Genomic DNA, 20,125 nt, shown 5'->3' with positions numbered 1-20,125 from the left:
GCTTTTCTTCCTGGAGCTGGTCGGCTTGGGCTTTTTATAGCCGTCGCTTGAAGGAGGCTTAGAGCTGGTCTGGCTGTTTTGTTTCAGGATGGCTTCGAGCTCTGAGATCCTCTCGCTGAGGCTCTTGTTTATCGCCTTGAGCATCTGGTTGTCCTCGAAGAGCTCTTCGTAGGTGGGCTTCTGAAACATGGATAGGCCTCCTTTCAGATTTATTCTGATGCCATGATATCACGTTGCAAGAAACTAAGGAACTGCTGGTTTAGGACCTAAATCGGCAGGGGGACTGAATAGTTACACTTTTGGAATCCCTCCCGTGCTACTTTTATAAAGTTATTTGACACGAACGGCGAGGAGAGGATAAAATCTTCTCCATGTCTTGTAGTGAAAAACAAAATGGGAGGGTTTCAAGATGTTCAAAAAACTGTTGGTACTATCGTTGCTGGTCGGGTCTCTGGCCGTTTCACCTGGGATATCTCATGGAGCCAGAATAGTCTACTCCTGGCCGTCAAACGCGGGACCGATCAATCCCCACGGCTACAACCCGAACCAGATGTACGCCCAGAGCATGGTCTACGACCCTTTGGTATCCTACGGCGAGGACAGCGGTATCCACCCCGCCTTGGCCAAGTCGTGGGAGATATCGGAGGACGGAAAGACCTACACCTTTCACCTCAGGGAGGACGTAAAGTTCTCCGACGGCACTCCCCTCGACGCAAAGGCGGTGGAGATGAACTTCGAGGCCGTGATGAGAAACGCCGAACGACACAACTGGATGGACATAGTCAACCAGTTGGATAGCTGGAAGGCCGTGGACGACCACACCTTCGTCCTGACCCTTAAAAACCCCTACTATCCGACCCTGGCGGAACTGAGCCTCATAAGGCCCTTCAGGATTATGGCCCCCTCGGGTTTTCCCGACGACCTGGACACCGCCAAGGGCATAAAGGCCCCTATAGGGACCGGTCCATGGATGTTGGTGGAGTCGAAAAAGGGCGAGTACGACCTATTTAAGGCAAATCCCCACTGGTGGGGAGGCACTTCAGAGGTTCAGGAGGTCCTGGTAAAGGTCATATCCGACCCCACCGCCAGGGCCATGGCCTTCGACACAGGGGAGATAGACCTGATCTACGGCGCAAACAACGGCCAGATAGACATGGACACCTTTAAAAGGTACCAGTCCAACAGGAAGGTCACCTCGACGGTATCGGGACCTATGGCTGGCAGAAGCGTGGCCCTGAACTCCGGCAAGGCTCCCACCGACGATCTGGCGGTAAGAAAAGCTATCCTCCACGGAGTTAACAAAAAAGCCATAGTGGACCACGTGTTTTTAGGCCTTGAGCATCCCGCCGACACCCTTTTCTCGCCTGAAAGCCCCTACTGCGACCTTGGCCTTGAGCCCTACGGCTTCGACCCTAAGGTGTCTGGAGAGCTTTTAGACCAGGCTGGCTGGACCCTAAAGCCAGGCTCTCCCTTCAGGGAGAGGGACGGCAAGACCCTTTTAGTCGAGTTCTGCTTCGTGGGCACCGACGCCCTCCAGAAGGCGGCGGCGGAGGCCATCCAGGGAGACCTCAGAAAGATCGGCATGGATGTCAGGTTGGTGGCGGAGGAGGCGGACTCCTACTACAAGAGGCAGAAATCCGGCGAGTTCGGCATGATATTCTCCTCCACCTGGGGAGCTCCCTACGACCCTCAGTCCTACTGTAGCTCCATGAGGGTACCGTCCCACGCCGACTACCAGGCACAGATAGGCCTGCCCATGAAGGAGGAGCTTGACCGTCAGATAACCGAGGTTATGGTGACCGTCGGCGAGGAGAGAATACAGGACCTTTACAGGTCGATTCTGACCACCATCCACGACCAGGCCGTCTACCTTCCCCTGAGCTACCCGACCAACATCACGGTTCACGGCGACAAAATAGAGGAGATTCCCTTTATGCCCATGGACTACGTCATTCCCTTCGAGCGGATAAAGCTGGGCCGATAGACCTATGGTCAGATATATCGCAAAGAGGCTGGTTCAGCTTATCCCCTTGATGTTTATAGTCTCGGTGGTGGTCTTCCTGATACTCAGAATGGGCCAGGGAGACCCGGCCATGACCTACCTGAGACTGTCCAACATCCCTCCAACCGATCAGGCCCTGTCTGTAGCCAGGGCCGATCTGGGGCTGGACAGGCCCCTTCCGGTCCAGTACCTCGACTGGCTGAGGAAGGCCCTCAGGCTGGACTTCGGCAAATCCTACGTGACGGGAAATCCGGTGTTTGGTGAGATCATGTACTATTTTCCCAACACCCTCAAGCTGGCGGGATTCTCCCTTCTCCTTACTCTGTCGATCAGCCTGCCTCTGGGGCTTTTGGCGGCCCTCAAAAGGGACCGAGCGGCGGACAACATGACCAGGGCCCTGGCCTTCGTAGGGGTGTCAATTCCCGGATTCTGGCTGGCCTATCTGCTGGTGTGGCTGTTCTCCATAAAGTTGGGGTGGCTGCCCTCTATGGGCCTGGGAGGACTGTCCCACATGATAATGCCCGCTGTCTCCATGTCCCTCATGTCGACCTGTATAAACATAAGGCTGATCCGAGGGAGCGTCCTGGACAATCTCCACGCCAGATGGGCCCTGTACGCCAAGCTCAGAGGGCTATCGGACAGGGTGGTGATCGGCAAACACGTCCTGGTCAACTCCCTCATACCCATAATTACCGCCATAGGTATGCACATAGGGGAGCTTTTCGGCGGCGCGGTGGTCGCGGAGAGCATTTTCTCCTGGCCTGGAGTGGGCAGATACGCGGTGTCGGCCATATACAACAGGGACTACCCAGTGATGCAGTGCTTTATACTGATAATGACATTTATCTTCGTGGCTATGAACCTTATCATAGACATTATGTACGCCTGGCTCGACCCGAGGATCAGGCTGGAAGGGGGAAAATGAGTTGACCCTGAACAGAAATACAGCCATAGCGGGAGTTCTCCTCGCTTTGCTCCTGGTCAGTGCCATGGGAGCGAGCTGGATAACCCCATGGGATCCCACTGAGGTCGATCTCAGTCTGAAGTTCGCCCCCCCAAGCGGAGAACATCTCCTTGGGTGCGACCACCTCGGCAGGGACGTCCTGGCCAGGCTGGTCCATGGGGCCAGGACGTCCCTGGGGGCGGTCTCGGTCATACTTGGAATTGTTATCGGGCTGGGCTTTTTCGTGGGAACCACAGCGGGCTACTTCGGCGGGAGGCTGGACACGCTGCTGATGAGGTTCTGCGACGTGTTTTTGACCTTCCCAACCTTTATACTGGCCATGTTTCTAATTGGGGTATTGGGAACCGGCATGACCAACGTCATCCTGGCGGTGGCCCTGACCCACTGGGCCTGGTACGCCCGACTGGTCAGATCCATGGTCCTGTCCATAAGGCACAGGGACTACATAATGGCCTCCAGGGTATCGGGCACCGGAAGCTGGGGGATAATGTTCCGGCACATAATGCCCTCGGTCATGTCCCAATTGGCCATACTGGCCACTATGGACATAGGCCACATGATGCTCCACGTATCGGGTCTCTCCTTTCTGGGGCTGGGGATAACCCCTCCCATGGCCGAGTGGGGGGTTATGATAGCGGACAGCAGACAGTTTATCTGGAGCCATCCCGAACTGATACTCTACCCTGGAATAATGATCTTCGTCACCGTGATGGCCTGCAATATGCTAGGGGATTCCCTAAGGGACTCTATCGATCCCGCTCTGGCTAGCGAGGTGGCGCCATGACGGCCTTTATAGCAGCGGAAAACCTGTGGATAAGCCACGGGGCCAAAGATCTGGTGAAGGGGATCTCCTTCCAGGGGAACAGAGGGGAGGTTCTGGGAATCCTTGGGGAGAGCGGTTGCGGGAAATCACTGTCCTGTCTGGGCATTCTGGGCCTTCTACCTCCAGGGCTGTCCATGTCGGGATCCATAACCCTGGAGGACAAGCCTTTCGACGGAAATAGCTGTCGCTCCAGGCTGGGGTCCTCCATCGCCGCCATACTACAGAACCCCATGAGCTGTTTCGATCCGGTCTTTACCGTCAGGGACCACTTTCAGGAGACCGCCAAGGCCCACGGCCTGGTCGGCGACGACAGGTTCTACCTCCAGTCCCTGGAGGAGGTGGGCCTGGGTAACGAGGCCAAGCTATTGGACATGTTTCCCTTTCAGCTCAGCGGCGGTATGCTCCAAAGGATCATGATAGCCCTGGCCCTGGTCGCCGACGCCCCATTCCTGGTGGCCGACGAGCCCACAACGGACTTAGACGTCATAAACCAAGCCAGAATACTGAACCTTCTGGAAGACCTCAGGATAAAAAGAAACATGGGAATGATACTGGTGACCCACGACCTGGGGGTACTGGCCAAGCTGGCGGACCGGATCATGGTAATGAAGGACGGAGAGGCCCTGGAGACCGGCACCACAGAGGAGATCTTCTCAAAACCCTCCTCAGACTACACAGCCAAGCTGGTCTCGACCCACTTCAGGCTCTGCGGTGAAACCGAAAGGATGTCGGCGATATGAACCCAGTTGTGACCCTTTCGGGGGTGACTAAAAGCTATATCAGAGGAGGATTTTTCAAAAAAGGCGAGATCGTTCCGGTGCTCAGGGGAATAGATCTGTCCATCGGGTCAGGAGAGTGCGTGGGCCTGGTCGGCCCCAGCGGATCGGGCAAGAGCACTATGGGCAGGATCCTTCTGGGGGTGGAGATGCCCGATCAGGGCGAGGTCGCCATAAGGGGGGAGAGGATCACCGGGGGGAAGCTATCCCCCAAGGCGAGACGGGCGGTTCAGGTGGTTTTTCAAAACAGCCTGGACTCCTGCAACCCCAGGATGACCGCCAGGGACATACTGGCGGAACCCCTCAAGAACTTCACCGATCTAAGAGGGAAAGACCTGGAGGACCGAATAGACGATCTGCTTCGCAAAGTCGGCCTTGACCCCAAGGAAAAGGGCAAGTATCCCAGCCGTTTCAGCGGCGGTCAGCTTCAGAGGATCTGTATCGCCAGGGCGTTGGCCCCCAAACCCGACATGATCCTTCTGGACGAGGCAGTGAGCGCCCTGGACATGGTGATTCAGGCCCAAGTCCTGGACCTGCTGGACGACCTGAGGAGAGAGCTGGGCACGGCATATCTTTTCGTGACCCACGACCTCCGGCTCATAAGGAGGTTCTGCGACAGGGCCTTCCTCCTACAGGACGGTAAGCTTCACGGCTTCGACCCCAAGACCTTTGTCTCGAAGGATCATCTGCCCCTTTTAAGCGAGTTGGTCAGGGCGATACCGCCCACCACCCCACAGAGGGCAGCGATATAAGACAGGGAGAGCCCTAGGGCTCTCCCTGTTCTATATCGCCTTATTTTGTTGTCTCGGCGACCTCGATATTACCGGATACGACCTCTTTTTTAAGGTCCTCCAGCTTAGCTCTGACGTCCTCAGGCACCAGCTTAAGGGCGCTGTCGGACCAGGAGAGGTCCACTCCGCCCTCTTTGATACCGTATCTGAGGACCGTGCCTCTCTGATAGCGATCTTCCTTTTTGGCCTCGATGAGGTCGTAGACGGCCACATCCAGCCTCTTGAGCATGGAGGTCAAAACCGCTTCCGGGGCGAGGTGCTCCTGAGGTGAGTCTACGCCTATGGCGTAGAAGCCCCCCTCTTTGGCGGCGGCGATGATTCCCTCTCCTGTACCTCCGGCGACCTGGTATACCACGTCGGCGCCGTTTTTATGCTGATTGAGGGTCATCTCTTTGCCGCCAGCAGGATCGTCCCAACGGCCCACAAAACCCCTGAGGATCTTGACGTCGGGGTTGACGTATTTCGCTCCCTGCTCGTATCCGGCGATAAAGCTGTACATCACCGGAATGTCCTCACCGCAGACTATGCCGATAACCGCCTCGGGGTTGACCCTGGGATCTCCCTCTCTGGTGGTCATCATGGCAGCCAGGGCCCCTACAAGGAAGCTTCCCTCGTTCTGTTTGAAGTCGACGAAGGAGACGTGGCCCACCTCACCTACGGTGTCGAACTGGGCGAAGTCGGTGTCGGGGAACTTAGGGGCGACCTCCGCCACGGCGTCCATCATGCCAAAACCGACCGACAGGACCAGGTCGAACCTCTTGGCGGCGGTTGCCATGTAGGGCACGTAGTTTGCTGGGTCGTAGTTGCACTCTATGACCCTTCCGTCTATGCCCAGCTCCGCCTTGGCCTTCTCAAACCCTCTGTTGGCGCTGTCGTAGAACGACTCGTCGCCCATCTGTCCCTCGATGATAAGGGCCACCGATAGCTTGTCCCCTCCAAAGGCGGTTCCCGCCAGAAGAACCATGGCGGCACAAAGCATAAGTCCTAATCTCTTGCCCATCGTAAAAACTCCTCCTTGTAAGTTCGTATCCCCTGGGAAGGGGTAGATGCCGTTTACGAGATTCGTCTCTTTCCGATTCCTCTGGTTATGAGTGCCACTATCACCAGGCCGTAGGGGAGCATCAGAGCCACGTGGCTGGGAACTCCCATGACCTGTAGCTGAAAACCGCCAGCTTGAGCCATGCCGAAGAGGATCACAGCGAAGGCGGTCCAGCCTAGACTTCCGTTTCCGAATATGACCGCCGCCACCGCCATCCATCCTCTGTCGGCGCTCATACCCCTGACGAAGGAAAGAAGATAGGAGGTGGAGAGGTAGGACCCCGCCAAGCCGACCAAGACGGCGTTTATGGCTATGACGCCGTAACGGATCCGCCAGACCTGAACTCCCGCCGCCTCCAGGGCCTCTTCGTTCTCCCCTGCGGCCTTCAGCCTCATGCCGGTCACGGTTCTGGAGTCCATGTAGACCATAACCGCCAGGATAAACAGGGCGATCCAGACGATGATGGAGAGACCGTCCACCCATGGGGGAAGAAAATCTAATTCGACGTCCGGTATCCTGACCATGTTGGAGCTGCGAAAACTGCCCTTTACGTGAAAGAAGCTCTTAAGGAACAGGACCGAAAGGGCGCTGCCCATTATGTTGAGGGCCATCCCTATAACCCATATATTGGACCGAAGGGTCACGGAGAACAGGGCAAAGAGCATGTTGTAGACAAGAGCGGCACAGATGGCGAAGGCTATTCCCGCTACCCAGCTTCCGAAAAGATGGTTACCTAAGACGGCGAAGAAAGAGGACAGTATGAGGCAACCCTCTTGACCTATGTTCAGTATGCCAGTCTGAAGGGTCCAGGTTCCACCTAAGGCTATGAGCATCAGAGGTGTCACCATACGAACGGTGGCCTGAAAGAACTCCATCATGTCCTAATCCTCCCTGAGACGGCTCGCGAGCCGGTTTGCGATGGAGAACCCTGCGGCCACGAAAAGCACCGCCAGACACATAACTATCTGGACCACCTCCACCGGAACATCGGTCAGAAGCTCCATCTCCAGAGCCCCGGATTCCATTATAGCGTAGATAAGTGAAACTCCTATACCGCCGACAGGATGGTATGCCACCATCATGGCTAAAATCATTCCGGTCCAGGTGTAACCCGGGGATATGGCGGTGCGGAAACGATACTGGTCTCCCATCACCAAAAGCACCCCCGCCAGTCCGGCTAGGACACCGGACAACAGCATCGCCGACATCTGCACCTTTCGGACGTTCACCCCTCCGTAACGGGCGAACCTGCCGTTGAGGCGGCACATTTTCCAGTCGTAGCCCCTGACGGTGAAGAGCATCAGCACGGTGACGACGACAACCGCTCCGACGGCCAGAAATATGCCGGTGTTTAGATTGCTGAAGTCGGTCAGCTTGGCGAACCTCATGGCCTCGGGGATACGGTCGGTGGCCCCTGCTGCTACCTCTTTTCCCGCATAAGGGCCTACGGTGAGGGCCTGGGTCGCCAGGGTTCCCAGAGAGTTGAGCATTATGGTAAGGACCACTATGTTAAGCCCTCCGTCGAGGTTGAGCTTGGCGGGAATCCACGCCCAAGTGGCGGCGGCACCGAGTCCAGCAACTATGGCCAGAGGCATCAGGACTATTCCAGGCAGCCCGCCAAAGGTCAGGCCTATCCAGGCGGCGGCGAAGGCCCCTACGTATAGCTGTCCCTCCGCGCCGATGTTCCACATCCCGCCGTTAAAGGCCACCGATATGGCGAAGGTCGCCAAAAGCAGAGGTACCCATTTCGCCAGGGTCGCGAGGACGGCGTCCTGATCCCCGAGGGCACCGATAAACATGCTCCTATAGGCCTCCACGGGGTTCGCCCCGAAGAGGGCGATAATGACCCCTCCGAAGAAAACGCTCGCCACGAAGGAACCCATGACGATAAGTCCATCCCGATGCTCCTGAGCCCATCGGCGGAGTGAACTATTCAAGGTCGCCGCCCTCCTCTCCTTCAAGCATTATCCTGCCAACTCTGTCCCTGGTCGCCTCCTTGGAGGACAGCAGGGCGACTATTTTCCCTCGGAACATCACCGCTACCCTATCGCTCAAAGAGAGCACCTCCTCCAGATCGGAGGAGATGAGGAGAACCGCGCTGCCTCTGGATCGAAGGTCCAGTATGTGGCGATGTATCTCCTCCGCTCCTCCGATATCCACCCCTCTGGTGGGCTGGGATACCACCAGGACCTTAGGGTCGTGCTCCAGTTCCCTGCCCATGACAAGCCTCTGCATATTTCCCCCGGAGAGGGTCCCGGACTGGACCGCCCGGTGGGCCGCAGCGACGCCGTATTTGTCCATTATGCCGTCGATGTGGGAGAGGCTTTCCGCCCTGTTTTGAAACGGCCCATTTCTAAAACGATCCTGATACTGATACCCCATGAGACCGTTATCCGCCAAGCTCGCCAGCGGAGCCAGACCGGTTTTCAGCCTATCCTCAGGGATATAGGCCAAACCTGACTCCCTCCGTCTGTGGGAATCGCTGGAGGTCAGGTCGACTCCGTCTATGACGACCGTTCCGTCCGATTCCCGGAGACCCGATATGACCTCCTCAAGCTCGCTCTGGCCGTTGCCTGTTATACCGGCGACCCCTAGGACCTCTCCTCCGTGGATCTTGAGACTGACGTCGTCCAGAAGGGGCCTCGAGTCACCGGCTACGGAGATACCGGACAGCTCAAGAAGGGGAGTTTTGGAGAGAACCGGCCCATCGGTGACGGAGGGCAGGTTTATAGCCCGACCTACCATTAGCTCAGCCAGAGAGGACTTATCGAGCTCCGACGCCGGTCTGGTATCTATGAGGCTGCCTTTTCTCATAACCGAGATATTGTCGGAGATATCCAGGACCTCCCCTAGGTTGTGGGCGATGAAGATGACCGTTTTACCGGCATCTTTAAACCCTCTGAGTGTCTCGAAAAGCCGACCGACCTCCTTAGGGGACAACACCGCCGTAGGTTCGTCGAAGATCAGAACCTCCGCCTGACGGTAAAGCAGCTTTAGAATCTCTACCTGTTGCTGAAGGCCTACTGGCAAGGTTCCTACCGGGACGTCTGGGGAGATATCCAGGCCGTAGAGCTCTATAAGACGGAAGACCTCGGACCTCGCCCTGTTCAGGTCGAAAGCCAGTCCCTTCACAGGCTCGTCACCTAAGACCACGTTCCTACAGACCGACATCGACGGAACTAACATGAAGTGCTGATGAACCATCCCTATTCCCGAGGCCATAGCGTCTCTGGGAGACCTTATGTAAAGGGGCTTCCCGTCCATGGATATCTCCCCTCGATCGGGGTGGTGTATACCGTATATGCACTTCATTATCGTGGACTTTCCCGCTCCGTTTTCTCCTACTACGGCGTGAATAGTCCCTCCCTTTATGTCCACCGATATGTCGTCCACCGCTACAAAGGGGCCGAAGGTCTTGGTCAGCCCCTTAATGGACAGCCTATCCAACGTTCTCCTCCACAGGGAGGACCCATATGGACAGGGCATCTAGGTTGGAGAGGGTTTCCTCCTTCCCATCCAGGGAGATCTGAACGTCTCTTCCTCTGCCGTCGTCGGTTCTCTTGACCGTCTGCCCCGGGACCAGGCCTTTTTCCGTTAGTCCCAGCCTTCTAGGCTTCCCTGTGGTGGTGAGCCTCAGCACCTTCGCTTCCTGACGAGGCAACAACATAGTCAGAGGGATTGAAAGCTGTTCTGGGTCGGAGACAAACCGGTCCATAGCGACGATCCACTCTTTTTTCTCCGTCCTGGAGCGACAGCAGAAATCGACGAAAGCGGCGAGACGACGCTCCGAGGCTGGGTCAAGAGAGTGTTCGGCGGCACAGGCCATCTCCTCGGCCACCGAGTCATCGAGGCCCAGAAGCTGGGAGAACAGGAACGTCATGTGCTGGTGACGTCTGTAGGTCTCAAGGGCCTTCTCCCTACCGTCCCTGGTGAGCTCGATCTTTCCGTATCTCTGATGGTCCAAAAGCCCAAGCTCGACCATCTTTCTGACCGCCACCACCACGGTGGCCTTACGCACTCCCAGACGGGAGGCAAGCTCGGTGACCGATGGCACACCACCCTCCAGCTCGATCTCCAGTACCGTCTCAAGATAGTCCTCAATGCGTTCTGTTATGGCCATAGCTCCACCACTTTCCGAAGATTTATTTTTTAATAATACCTAACAGAGAGAGCGGTGTCAAATTAAATAAGGACACCCCTCTATCTTAAAGAGATAGGGTTTTTTAGGCAGGGATATTCCCTCCGGCCTGAGAGACCCCTGATAGTCGAAGATAATAAAACCTCGATCGTGATCGATCCTCAGGCACCAGTCAGGACGGCGGACCGAAAGGGTGTCGTCGATAGACCCCCCAAGAAACCTGTCAACCTCACGAAAGACGTGAGAAAAGGCTATATGGAACTCCTCCCATTGGATGGATACCATCTGTATCAAAAAAACCACCTCCTCCGTTGAGCATATCAGCGGCGATAAGGAAGCGTCAAGGAAAACAGGGGCTTTTCGGTAGATGTACCTATGGATCAAAGAGAGCTTTTCTGGTATAAGTGTTCCTCGGACGAGAATATCTAAGTTTGGAGGTCACAAAAATGAAAAGAAAGACGATTATAGCCATCCTAATGGCCATGTCCCTATCAGGGGCTGCCTACGCACAGAAAGCCAATTCCGACGAGGTCCTAGCGAAGATAGGGGATCAGGTAGTCACCCAGGCGGACGTAGACGAGGTAATGGCCACAGCTCAGCCCGACCAGAGGGCCTATTTCAGCTCTCCAGAGGGTAAAAGGGCCCTAGTGGAGGATATGTCCGACTCAGTTCTGTTCTATCTGTGGGGCAGGGACAACAAGCTCACCGAGACGGAGAAGTACAAAGAGACCATGGCCCAGCTGGAGAAAAGGGTCCTGGCAGCTATGGCGATGGAGAAGATCCTCTCCACCGTAAAGGTCGACGACAGCGAGGTTCAGGCCTTCTACGACGAGCATAAGGCGGCCTTCGTGGTCCCCGAGTCGGTCAAGGCCAGCCACATACTGATCCAGGTCTCCAAAGACGCCGGAAACGACCTGTGGAAGAAAGCCCAGAAGGACCTAGTAACCCTCAGGAAGGACATCCTGGCGGGCAAGGTCTCCTTCGAGGACGCAGCCAAAAACAGGTCCGACTGTCCCTCCAAAGCCGACGGCGGCAACCTGGGCTTCTTCACCAAAGGCCAGATGGTTCCCGAGTTCGACGAGGTGGCCTTCTCTACAAAGGTCGGGGATATAAGCGCACCGGTCAAGACCCAGTTCGGATACCATATCGTCAAGGTAACCGATAAAAAAGACCAGTCCACCAGATCCATTGATGAGGTTAAAGAGGACCTCAGACAGCAGCTTCTCCAGAAAAAACAGAGAGATGTCCTCCAGGAATACGTGGAGAAACTCCATAAGCAGTACGAGGTGACCATTCTCCTACCGGAGAAAGAGACAGTCTCGCCGGACAAAAAATAATACAGCCTCATGAAGAAAGCCCCTCGATCGAGGGGCTTTCTTTTTAGGGCACCTCTAAAAACTCACTTTTGAGTCCCCTCGGAGAGATCGTTCCGCCTACGCCCTGTTTCGCCCAATCGTATACTCGACCTGCCTGTTTCGTACGAACCGCCTCGGAGGGCACGTCCTGTCGCCCCATTCGCACTCAAAGGCGGCATGTCGAGTATACGGGCTCAAATGGGCTCCGTCGGAACGATCTCTCCGAGGATTAGAGTTTTTAGAGATTCCCTTTAGCTATTTTTTACTCTGACCCGCCTACGACCTGCTTTAGCAAGCCTTCCATAAGCTGTTTCTTGACCTGATCCCCAGCGTCGACCTCCTGGCCACCGCCCTCGCCGGTAGGAATGTCTATCTTTATCCTTATTTTAGGCTCTCCAGGGGAGGAGGGCATACCATCTCCTCCTATGCCCAACCCCTGCTTATCGCTTATCTTAAGCTTGGATATAACGGGATTTTCCGGACTGCCACCTACGTGGAGGCTTATATCCCTGAACTCCTGAGATGAGTATCCCCCTATTATCCCCGACAGCAGGTCCGTCGCCAGAACCCGGGGGTCTTTGATCCCCTCCAGGATATTGGCCTTAAACAGGGTTCTCATGGCACCGAGAAAAGCGTTGAAGGCGTTGAGGTTAACCTCCCCTCCGCAGGACAGGTCCAGAGGATCCTGCTTCTGTTGAGGCGAAGCGCTCCTAATGGAGCCACTGGCCTCAAGGTAGCGATACACCTCGTCTCCCGGCCAGGCGGAGGCCCTGCTGCCTGGAAGGATGTAGAGCTCCTGACCGTCGAGGTTAAAGTTGGCCGACAGATCTCTGACCCTGAAGGGCTTGCCTTTGGTGACCCCCTTCAGGACCTCAAACCCGGAGAACTCGATAGATCTTCCCTTTAAAAATCCGGTTATGTCGACCAGAAAAGCCCTTCCCGCTACGCCGGACATATCGAGCCTGAGGTCGATGGTCCCTGAGACCGTCCCCGGAAGGGAGGCTGCGTCGGCGACCAGAGGTTTGAGGTCCGCGCTTTTGACCTCCGCCCTGCCTTTCCAGGTGTTCTTCGTCAGATCTACGTCCAGATTGAGGGTTCCCGGTCCTCCGTAGAGGACCGCCTTGCCCCCTTTTACCGCAAGAGAGGTCCCCTTTACTGTGATCGGGAGGGAGACCGACTTTATCTTTACCCCACTGGAGGTGAGCTCCTTTGATGCGACCTTTCCCGAGGCGGACAGGGCCCCACCGGTCCAGCTGCCTTTCATAACTACGTCTACTCTGCCTTCCACTACTCCCTCCAGGCCGGAGGCCAGAGAATAGAGGTTGACGTCCTTCCCGTGGGCGTTAAAGCCCAGACTCCACCCTTTCTCGGAGGGTTTTAGGTCACAGGAAACGTTGATCCGCCGGTCGCCGAACTGGCTGGATCCATCGAAGGATATCACGTCACCCTGGCCGAGATAGCCCCCTAGCTCGACTCCCATAAACGCCGTATTTCCCACCTGTAACCTAGGGGCGGAGCCTTTGGCGTATAGCTTCGTCTTGCCCAGAGGTCCTAGTAGATGTAGCTTAGTGGAGACGTTTCCACCGATCTCGACGCCTTTAGGGAGAAGGCTCTTTATATCCAGCCCGTCCACCGAGGCCTCCAGATCGACAGCCCCTTTATCCTTGCCCGATGGCAGCCTTACCCAGCCTCCCCCGGTCAGAGGGACACCTGCCAAAGACCCTTTTAGGGAGGAAACAAGACGGTCCTTCTCGGTTTTGAGGGTAAATCTCAGACCGTCCAGTGCGAGTCCCGATAGCTGGAGCTTCTGAGAGCCTATATCCAGATCGAGATGAGGTTTAGAGGTAGATCCTGAAAGCTGAAAGGATCCATCGATCCTCCCGCTTCCCTCGGTCCCTACCGCCTTCATCAACTGAGCACCGTCGACGGAGGCGAGCGTGCCTTTGAAGCTCATAGCCCCTGAGTCGGCCAGAGGAGCCACCCCAGAAAGAGAGAGAGAACCGCCGTAAAGCCCTGCGGAGAGCTTTTTTACCTCAACCTTTTTCCCGTCGATCAGGGCCTGTGCGGAAAGGTTTTTCAGAGGGAAGGCCTCAGCCAGAGAGAAGGACTGGGAGGAAAGCCCCAGATTGAAGGTACCAAAGCCCGATCCTCTGGAGGAATAGCTCCAGGACCCTCCCAGAGCCCCTGACAGCCCCAGTCCCGCCAAATCGGGGAACGCCGCTGTGAGGCCTTCACCGGTAATACCGGCAAGATCTCCCTTAAGAGAGACCGCCATGCCGTCGACCTTAACGGTCCCTTTCCCCGAGATCCTCCCTTTGCCTATATTTACGGAGAGCTTTGAGATCTCCACCTGACCGTTTCGGTAGCGAAAAGAGCCTTCCGGCGAAACCAGAACCACTCCATAGCCCTTTAAGGAGGGCGACGCCACCGAGCCGGAGATCTGAGGATCGACGATTTTCCCCGTAACTTTAAAGTCGCCGTTCAAAGCACCGCTGAGGCCCTGATCCTTCACACCTGCGAAGGCCAAGAGCCCATCGGCGTCGACGTTTCTAAAGGCTACTGTCAGGGCTAAGTCGTTTTTAGCTACGTTCACCTGACCTTTAACCCCGGCGGTTCCCCCTAAAACCGAGGCGGACAGGTCGAGAGCCAGAGCCCCCGCTTTCATGTCCCCCCTGCCCTCCAGGGCGGAGATTTTCATTCCATCGTAGAGTATGTCTCCCTTCTCAAGGGAAAACCGAGCGTCCAGCCGATCTACAGGCCCCTTTAGCTCTAAAGACAGGGCACCTATATTGCCCGATAGGTCTTTAGCCCTGGGATCGTCTCCGAACAGAGACTTTAGATCGAGATCGGCGGCCTCCAGTGCGGCGGACAGGGCCATCACCCCACCTATGGTCAAAGCCATGTCGCCGGATATGGTGGTACCGGAAGCGGACCCTCGCCAGTTGGATAAAACGAGCTTAGAGTTTCCGTAGCTCCAGTTTCCCTTCAGCCCAGGGACCTCAAAACGGCCTACGCCACCGTTCTCCAGGACTATATCTCCCAGTCCAACGGGGTTATCCATAGTTCCAGAAAGCCGAAAGTCCAGCCCCACCGTGCCGTGGGCTACTGGTTTAGAGGAAAACAATCCAGAGATATCCCCTATGGACAGCCCTTTCAGGCTACCGACGAGCCCCAAAGAGGGATGGAGGGGACCGGACATCTGTGCCTCCCCTCCAAGTCCTAATACCGAGGCGGACAGGAGGGATACCCGGCCCTCCTCAACCTTGACCTTTATGTCGCCCTCCACAGGAGTGCCTTTAACCTTCGACGAAAAGGTCCCAGACCATAGGCCGCTGTCCTGAGATACAGCGGCGGATAGGAGGGACCATTGGCCGTTTAGGGCGGAGATATCGGAAAGGGCGATTTCCCCTACCTCGACCTCCACCGTTCCGTCAGTCCGCTCCGACGGAATCAGGTCGGCCAGCCTGCCTTCGTCAAGGACAGCCTCCTCGACGTAAACCCTATCGAGTCGAACCTTCTTCGAGAGCAAAGCCCTCAAGTCGAGGGAAAAACCGACCTTAGAGGCCTTAAGGATCAAATTACCCTCAAGGTCGTTCAGAGACAGGTCGCCTATATCGTAGCCTCTTATGGGATTTCCTCCTATAGTGCCTATATCGCCGGAGATCGCTCCAAGGGATCCTATCCCCTCGACAAACCCCTTTTTAAGGAATCCCCCTCCCCAGGGCAGTATAGTCGCTCCTGTCCCCAACGATACGAGCGCCACCAGCACAAGGGCCGGAATTAGCGTCTTTTTCTTCATAAAAACTCTCCTCCGTGAATGTGGATATAGTGGATAAGTCTGTGGATAAGCGGTGTTTTTCCATGTGGATTAGCGTTGGATAGAAGGTTATCCACTATATATGCCGTTTTAGGCGGTGAAAAACCCTAAATCCACAGCACACTCTTTCTGTCATGATACCAGATTTGAGGGAAACTTGATCCAATGTCAGGCTACGCAGGATTACCGATCTTAACTCGATGGATCCATATATAGTCAGCATAGATCAACCCCTTAAACGCCTTAACAACCTAAAAGCATCGAAGGTAACCTGAGAATTGAGCTATAATAGGGTAAAAAACTTCCGGGAGGTTTTAGGTATGATAGACAATCAGAGATTGATCAAGAACTTTATCGAACTAGCTCAGATAATGGCTCCATCGGGAAAGGAGCGTCCTGTAGCGGAGGCTCTAATCCCGGAGCTCAAAAAACTCGGCCTCCAGGTCACCGTCGACGAGACGACGGAAAAAACCGGAAGCGATCACGGCAACATAATAGCCACCCTTCCGCCTTCGGAGGGCATGGAAAACTGGAAGGCCTTTATGGCCCACATGGACACAGTTCCCCTTCCCCACCCCACTAGGCCGATAGTGAAAGGTGACTCGGTCTTCTCCGACGGCACCACCGTCCTCGGGGCGGACGACAGGGCGGGCATCGCCATAATTATGGAGGCCCTCAGGACGGTGGTCGAAAAGGACCTACCCCACCCTGGGCTTGAGATAATATTCACCGTGTCCGAGGAAAACGGCATATGGGGCTCTAAAGCCCTGGACACATCGAGCCTCAAATCGTCGATGGCCTTCGTCCTGGACAGCTCTACCGCCCCAGGAGCTATCATAGCGACCGCACCTTTTGCCACGGCGCTGACGTGGAACGTAATAGGCGTAGCCGCCCACGCCGGGGTGGCCCCGGAAAAAGGGGTCAACGCCATCCAAGCCGCCTCTCGAGGCATATCCTCGATGAAAATAGGCCGAATCGACGAGGAGACCACCGCCAACGTAGGGGCCATAAGAGGGGGACACGCCACAAACGTGGTATGCGATAGGGTGGAGATAAAGGCGGAGGCCAGGTCGCTGAACGAAGGCAAGCTCAAAGACCAGCTCAACCACATGAGGAGCACCATGAAAAAGGCGGTCGCCGATTACGGAGCCAGCCTGGAGGAGAAAATCGACGATAAGTACCCTGGATTCTCACTGAGCAAAGAATCTCCCGTCGTCCTAGAGGCCTCCAGAGCTCTCGGGGAAATAGGGCTTACCCCTAAGGTCACCTCCACAGGGGGGGGGAGCGACGCCAACGTCCTCAACTACAAAGGGCTACCTGCGGTAAACCTTGGGATAGGCTATCAAAGGGCTCACTCCACCGAGGAGCATATCTCCATAGAGAGCATAGAGACCATGGCCAGAGCCACGCTGAACATGATGACAAAAGACTAAATCGCTGTGCTATACTGTAACCTTGAAAGCCGAGGTTAAAAAGGAGGGGTTTTTTTGAACGCGTTCAACTTCGTCGTCGCATATCTCCTGCTCTCCGCCTGTGTTCTTTGGAGAAAAGAGATCATCGAGAAATACCGCGCCATCCGTCAGAAGGCCCACCAGGCCTGAGAGAGATGTAACGGGGATCCCCTAGACGGGGGTCCCCTGTCTTTAAGGGGAGAGGTTAAATATTGAGCCATATGACGATAATATGGATGGCGGTCGGATTAGGCGGCTTTTTAGGACACGCGATGAGAATACCGTCGGGCATAATGGTCGGCGGCATGATAGCAGGTCTGGCGGTAAAAATCGCCTTTCTGCCGGGAATGGAGGGAAGCCGCTGGCTCAGCGTGGTATCCCAGCTTTTAGTTGCCGGAGCCATCGTCTTTAACTCCGACGTGAGCTCGGTAAAGGCTCTTCCCTCTATGATCCCCGTAGCATTAGGCTACTCGGTGGTCATGCTCGGGCTGGGAGTCACGGTAGCACTGATATTATCCCGTTTTTTCGGTATGGACATACTTACCTCCCTCTTTGCTGCATCCCCTGGAGGACTGTCAGGGCTGGGGCTAGCGGCCACCGAGAGCGAGGCCAACGCCCCTTTAGCCCTCATGTTTCACGTCTCAAGGATAACCTTGGTTCTCATAACCGTTCCAGCTATCGCAAAATACCTCAGCCGCTAGAGGGATAAAAAACCCGACAAACTCGATCTGAAAAGCCCATACATAATAATCCTATCCCCTCCGTAGATACTGGCGCCCTGTTCATGTACAATGTTAGAGTATAGGGTGATAAAAACTGGGGAGGGGAATAAATGAAGACTCTTAAAGGAAGGCTCATAGCGGTATTCGTGATGGTAGGTCTTTTAGGGCTTGGAACGTTGGGCCTGATAGCTATAAACCGCTCAGGCATCGCACTGACTGTGGCAGCGGAGAAAGAGGGCATCGCCCTGACCGATGCGATCAGCAAGATGGTGGACAGCTACGTAAAAGCGGAGATGAGGGCGGTTGCCCTGATGTCGTCGGCCCCGGAGATTCGCTCTCTCGACTGGGATAGGCAAAAGGCCTACCTAGAGAGCCTGAACGTCTCGACCACAGGGATACAGGAACTGTGGATCGTAGAGCCCAACGGTAACGCCCGTTATATGGACGGCACCGTACTGGACCTTGGAAATCGGGCCTATATAAAACAGGCGTTCTCCTCAGGTAAGCCGGTCCTCAGCGATCCTATAAGATCCCAAAAGACAGGGGAGATGGTGGTGGTTGTGGCCACCCCTGTCTTTACCGACGGAGCGTCAAAGCCAGGGGCACTCCTCTGCGGACGAATCCCCCTCAACGACCTGAGATCCGCCATGGCCGACTTTGAGTGGGGGGAGACAGGTTACGTTTTCGTTTTGGACAAAAGGGGAATCGTCGTCATTCACCCTAACGACGACTTCCAGGGAACTCTGGACACCTCCAAGGAAAGCAAGCTCATACCCAAGGTCCTGGCGGATATAGTCAAAAAGGCCATGTCGGGAGCCAGGGGCGTTGACCGCTACCCCTTCGAGGGAAAGGACAAGCTGGCGGCCTTCTGCCCCGCTCCTATGACGGGCTGGCTGGTGTTTACGTCGGCCTATCAGGACGAGTTTGTCGTCCCAGTCGTCAAAATGAGAAACACAATCCTCATGATCACAGCGGGGCTCATAATCCTGATCGCGGTGATATCCTTCTTCATAGCGAAAAGCATCGCCAGGCCCGTGGAGAAGGCTGTTTCCGCCATGAAACAGATAGCCACAGGAGACCTCAACGTCTCCATAGACGACCGATCCTCCATGAAGGAAATGGTGGAGCTTAGGAACGCCATAGATTCCATGACCGAACAGGTCTCATCGGCGATGACGACCATAAGCGACAGCGCAAAGACGGTGCTCGACAGGTCCCAAGACGTCAACGCCGCCATAGAGGAGGCCAACGCCACTGCGGAACAGGTGCTGGCGATGACGGTTAGGGGAAACGAGATGGCCCAGGACACGGCGTCCACGGTGGAACAGACAAGCCTAAACCTGGCGGAGGTAGCCGAGGGTTCCCAGTCAGGGGCGTTGAACGCCGTCCACGTCGGAGAGTCGGCGGAGATATCCTCCCAGGAGGCGGAAAACGGTAGCAAGGCCCTTGAGGCCATGGTGGATGTCATAAAGGAGGTCTCCCGTTCAGAGCATCAGGTGGGAGAGGCCATAAAGAGCCTGGACTCGTCGGTGGACTCTATAGGCCAGTTCGTCACAGCCATAACCACCATAGCGGATCAGACCAACCTCTTAGCCCTCAACGCGGCCATTGAAGCGGCCAGGGCAGGGGAACACGGCAGAGGCTTCGCCGTCGTGGCTGAGGAAGTGAGAAAGCTGGCGGAGGAGAGCAACAGGGCCGCCCAAAACGTGGGAACCCTCATAGAGGAGATCATAAACAGGACCAAGGCCGCCGCAAAGGACCAGGAAAGGTCCTCCAGCCTTATAGAGGACCTCGTAAATCGCACCGACCAGACAAAAGAGGCGTTCGGCCTGGTGGTGGAGAAGATGAGCTCCATAACCGAAAACGTCCAGTCCATAGCCGCAGCTGCGGAGGAACAGTCCGCCAGCACCGAGGAGATGGCGTCAGGGGTGGATAACATATCGACAAACACCAAGCAGATAGCCGACGCACTCAAATCGATCACCAACGGAATGACCGAGGCGGGAGCTGCCTTCGACCTTATGGCCCGCTCGGCGGAGGACCTTGTGGCCCTCAGCAACGATATGGAGAAAGCGGTGGAGTACTTCAAGCTCAAGAAAAAGGGAAGTATTGTCCCTCAGGTGAGATCTTAGAGTAAAGGGGATCTCTAAAAACTCACACTTGAGTCCCTCGGAGAGACCGCTCCGCCTACGCCCTGTTTCGCCCAAACGTATTTTCGACTTGCCTGTTCCGTACAAACCGCCTCGG

At 55.8% G+C, this 20,125-nt stretch carries 17 protein-coding genes; 9 read left to right on the top strand and 8 right to left on the bottom strand.

The genetic code is table 11. The features are described 5' to 3' along the window. The coding region (locus B9Y55_RS13595) for a DUF6444 domain-containing protein (RefSeq protein ID WP_085544221.1) at nucleotides 1-189 on the bottom strand (189 nt) is incomplete at its 3' end. A 220-nt stretch (nucleotides 190-409) separates the two neighbouring features. Between B9Y55_RS13595 and nikA the strand changes: the two genes are divergently transcribed. Genes nikA through B9Y55_RS04725 form a run of 5 tightly spaced genes read left to right on the top strand, consistent with a single transcriptional unit; the run spans nucleotide 410 to nucleotide 5,317 of the window. Continuing rightward, nucleotides 410-1,984, top strand: coding sequence for a nickel ABC transporter substrate-binding protein (gene nikA, locus B9Y55_RS04745; RefSeq protein WP_085544220.1), 1,575 nt, complete (start codon nucleotides 410-412; stop codon nucleotides 1,982-1,984). 4 nt (nucleotides 1,985-1,988) lie between these two features. Continuing rightward, a complete protein-coding gene (nikB, locus tag B9Y55_RS04740) occupies nucleotides 1,989-2,927 on the top strand; it encodes a nickel ABC transporter permease subunit NikB (protein ID WP_085544219.1) in 939 nt (312 codons plus the stop codon). Between the two features lies 1 nt (nucleotide 2,928). Continuing rightward, nucleotides 2,929-3,750: a nickel ABC transporter permease subunit NikC gene (gene nikC / locus B9Y55_RS04735; RefSeq protein WP_085544218.1), complete on the top strand. Its 822-nt coding sequence runs from the start codon at nucleotides 2,929-2,931 to the stop codon at nucleotides 3,748-3,750. Continuing rightward, the gene (locus tag B9Y55_RS04730) at nucleotides 3,747-4,529 is read left to right on the top strand and encodes an ATP-binding cassette domain-containing protein (protein ID WP_085544217.1); all 783 of its coding nucleotides are present in this window, start codon (nucleotides 3,747-3,749) and stop codon (nucleotides 4,527-4,529) included. Before nikC ends, B9Y55_RS04730 begins: the two co-directional genes overlap by 4 nt. Then, on the top strand, nucleotides 4,526-5,317 hold the full coding sequence (locus B9Y55_RS04725) for an ABC transporter ATP-binding protein (protein ID WP_085544216.1): 792 nt from the start codon (nucleotides 4,526-4,528) through the stop codon (nucleotides 5,315-5,317). Before B9Y55_RS04730 ends, B9Y55_RS04725 begins: the two co-directional genes overlap by 4 nt. A 40-nt stretch (nucleotides 5,318-5,357) precedes the next feature. On the opposite strand, the gene B9Y55_RS04720 is transcribed toward B9Y55_RS04725, so the two are convergent. Genes B9Y55_RS04720 through B9Y55_RS04695 form a run of 6 tightly spaced genes read right to left on the bottom strand, consistent with a single transcriptional unit; the run spans nucleotide 5,358 to nucleotide 10,827 of the window. Then, nucleotides 5,358-6,356 (bottom strand): BMP family lipoprotein, encoded by a 999-nt coding sequence (locus B9Y55_RS04720; RefSeq protein WP_085544215.1) that lies wholly within the window; start codon nucleotides 6,354-6,356, stop codon nucleotides 5,358-5,360. A 53-nt stretch (nucleotides 6,357-6,409) separates the two neighbouring features. Beyond that, nucleotides 6,410-7,273 (bottom strand): ABC transporter permease, encoded by an 864-nt coding sequence (locus tag B9Y55_RS04715; protein ID WP_085544214.1) that lies wholly within the window; start codon nucleotides 7,271-7,273, stop codon nucleotides 6,410-6,412. Nucleotides 7,274-7,276: 3 nt separating this feature from the next. Then, nucleotides 7,277-8,332, bottom strand: a complete 1,056-nt coding sequence (locus tag B9Y55_RS04710; RefSeq protein ID WP_234986132.1) for an ABC transporter permease — start codon at nucleotides 8,330-8,332, stop codon at nucleotides 7,277-7,279. Beyond that, nucleotides 8,325-9,842 carry an ABC transporter ATP-binding protein gene (locus tag B9Y55_RS04705; RefSeq protein WP_085544213.1) on the bottom strand — a complete coding sequence of 506 codons (1,518 nt, stop codon included), beginning with the start codon at nucleotides 9,840-9,842 and terminating at the stop codon, nucleotides 8,325-8,327. The genes B9Y55_RS04710 and B9Y55_RS04705 overlap by 8 nt, the downstream gene beginning before the upstream one ends. After that, nucleotides 9,835-10,515, bottom strand: a complete 681-nt coding sequence (locus B9Y55_RS04700; RefSeq protein ID WP_085544212.1) for a metal-dependent transcriptional regulator — start codon at nucleotides 10,513-10,515, stop codon at nucleotides 9,835-9,837. The genes B9Y55_RS04705 and B9Y55_RS04700 overlap by 8 nt, the downstream gene beginning before the upstream one ends. Nucleotides 10,516-10,572: 57 nt before the next feature. After that, nucleotides 10,573-10,827 carry a hypothetical protein gene (locus B9Y55_RS04695; protein WP_085544211.1) on the bottom strand — a complete coding sequence of 85 codons (255 nt, stop codon included), beginning with the start codon at nucleotides 10,825-10,827 and terminating at the stop codon, nucleotides 10,573-10,575. A 152-nt stretch (nucleotides 10,828-10,979) separates the two neighbouring features. Here B9Y55_RS04695 and B9Y55_RS04690 point away from each other — a divergent pair, with 152 nt between their 5' ends. Continuing rightward, nucleotides 10,980-11,870 (top strand): peptidylprolyl isomerase, encoded by an 891-nt coding sequence (locus B9Y55_RS04690; RefSeq protein WP_085544210.1) that lies wholly within the window; start codon nucleotides 10,980-10,982, stop codon nucleotides 11,868-11,870. Between the two features lie 280 nt (nucleotides 11,871-12,150). Here the strand turns inward: B9Y55_RS04690 and B9Y55_RS04685 are convergent, their stop codons facing one another. Continuing rightward, nucleotides 12,151-15,687: a translocation/assembly module TamB domain-containing protein gene (locus B9Y55_RS04685; protein WP_085544209.1), complete on the bottom strand. Its 3,537-nt coding sequence runs from the start codon at nucleotides 15,685-15,687 to the stop codon at nucleotides 12,151-12,153. Between the two features lie 338 nt (nucleotides 15,688-16,025). On the opposite strand from B9Y55_RS04685, the gene B9Y55_RS04680 reads away from it, so the two are divergent. From B9Y55_RS04680 to B9Y55_RS04670, 3 genes are all read left to right on the top strand, one after another. Then, nucleotides 16,026-17,138, top strand: coding sequence for a M20/M25/M40 family metallo-hydrolase (locus B9Y55_RS04680; RefSeq protein WP_085544208.1), 1,113 nt, complete (start codon nucleotides 16,026-16,028; stop codon nucleotides 17,136-17,138). A gap of 239 nt (nucleotides 17,139-17,377) precedes the next feature. Next, nucleotides 17,378-17,857 carry an AbrB family transcriptional regulator gene (locus B9Y55_RS04675; protein ID WP_159448231.1) on the top strand — a complete coding sequence of 160 codons (480 nt, stop codon included), beginning with the start codon at nucleotides 17,378-17,380 and terminating at the stop codon, nucleotides 17,855-17,857. 131 nt (nucleotides 17,858-17,988) lie between these two features. Then, nucleotides 17,989-20,010, top strand: coding sequence for a methyl-accepting chemotaxis protein (locus tag B9Y55_RS04670; protein WP_085544206.1), 2,022 nt, complete (start codon nucleotides 17,989-17,991; stop codon nucleotides 20,008-20,010). The last annotated feature ends 115 nt before the right edge of the window (nucleotides 20,011-20,125 follow it).

Origin of the sequence: Dethiosulfovibrio salsuginis, assembly GCF_900177735.1 — a bacterium.
GTDB classification, from domain to species: domain Bacteria; phylum Synergistota; class Synergistia; order Synergistales; family Dethiosulfovibrionaceae; genus Dethiosulfovibrio; species Dethiosulfovibrio salsuginis.
The sequence above is the reverse complement of the archived record's forward strand: the minus strand, read 5'-3'. Positions and strand labels throughout refer to the sequence as shown.

Bases quoted from the DNA above. Each gene is read 5' to 3' on its own strand.
- nikA (WP_085544220.1), top strand. From the start codon at position 410: ATGTTCAAAAAACTGTTGGTACTATCGTTGCTGGTCGGGTCTCTGGCC.
- nikB (WP_085544219.1), top strand. From the start codon at position 1,989: ATGGTCAGATATATCGCAAAGAGGCTGGTTCAGCTTATCCCCTTGATG.
- B9Y55_RS04730 (WP_085544217.1), top strand. From the start codon at position 3,747: ATGACGGCCTTTATAGCAGCGGAAAACCTGTGGATAAGCCACGGGGCC.
- B9Y55_RS04725 (WP_085544216.1), top strand. From the start codon at position 4,526: ATGAACCCAGTTGTGACCCTTTCGGGGGTGACTAAAAGCTATATCAGA.
- B9Y55_RS04720 (WP_085544215.1), bottom strand. From the start codon at position 6,356: ATGGGCAAGAGATTAGGACTTATGCTTTGTGCCGCCATGGTTCTTCTG.
- B9Y55_RS04715 (WP_085544214.1), bottom strand. From the start codon at position 7,273: ATGATGGAGTTCTTTCAGGCCACCGTTCGTATGGTGACACCTCTGATG.
- B9Y55_RS04700 (WP_085544212.1), bottom strand. From the start codon at position 10,515: ATGGCCATAACAGAACGCATTGAGGACTATCTTGAGACGGTACTGGAG.
- B9Y55_RS04690 (WP_085544210.1), top strand. From the start codon at position 10,980: ATGAAAAGAAAGACGATTATAGCCATCCTAATGGCCATGTCCCTATCA.
- B9Y55_RS04685 (WP_085544209.1), bottom strand. From the start codon at position 15,687: ATGAAGAAAAAGACGCTAATTCCGGCCCTTGTGCTGGTGGCGCTCGTA.
- B9Y55_RS04680 (WP_085544208.1), top strand. From the start codon at position 16,026: ATGATAGACAATCAGAGATTGATCAAGAACTTTATCGAACTAGCTCAG.
- B9Y55_RS04675 (WP_159448231.1), top strand. From the start codon at position 17,378: ATGACGATAATATGGATGGCGGTCGGATTAGGCGGCTTTTTAGGACAC.
- B9Y55_RS04670 (WP_085544206.1), top strand. From the start codon at position 17,989: ATGAAGACTCTTAAAGGAAGGCTCATAGCGGTATTCGTGATGGTAGGT.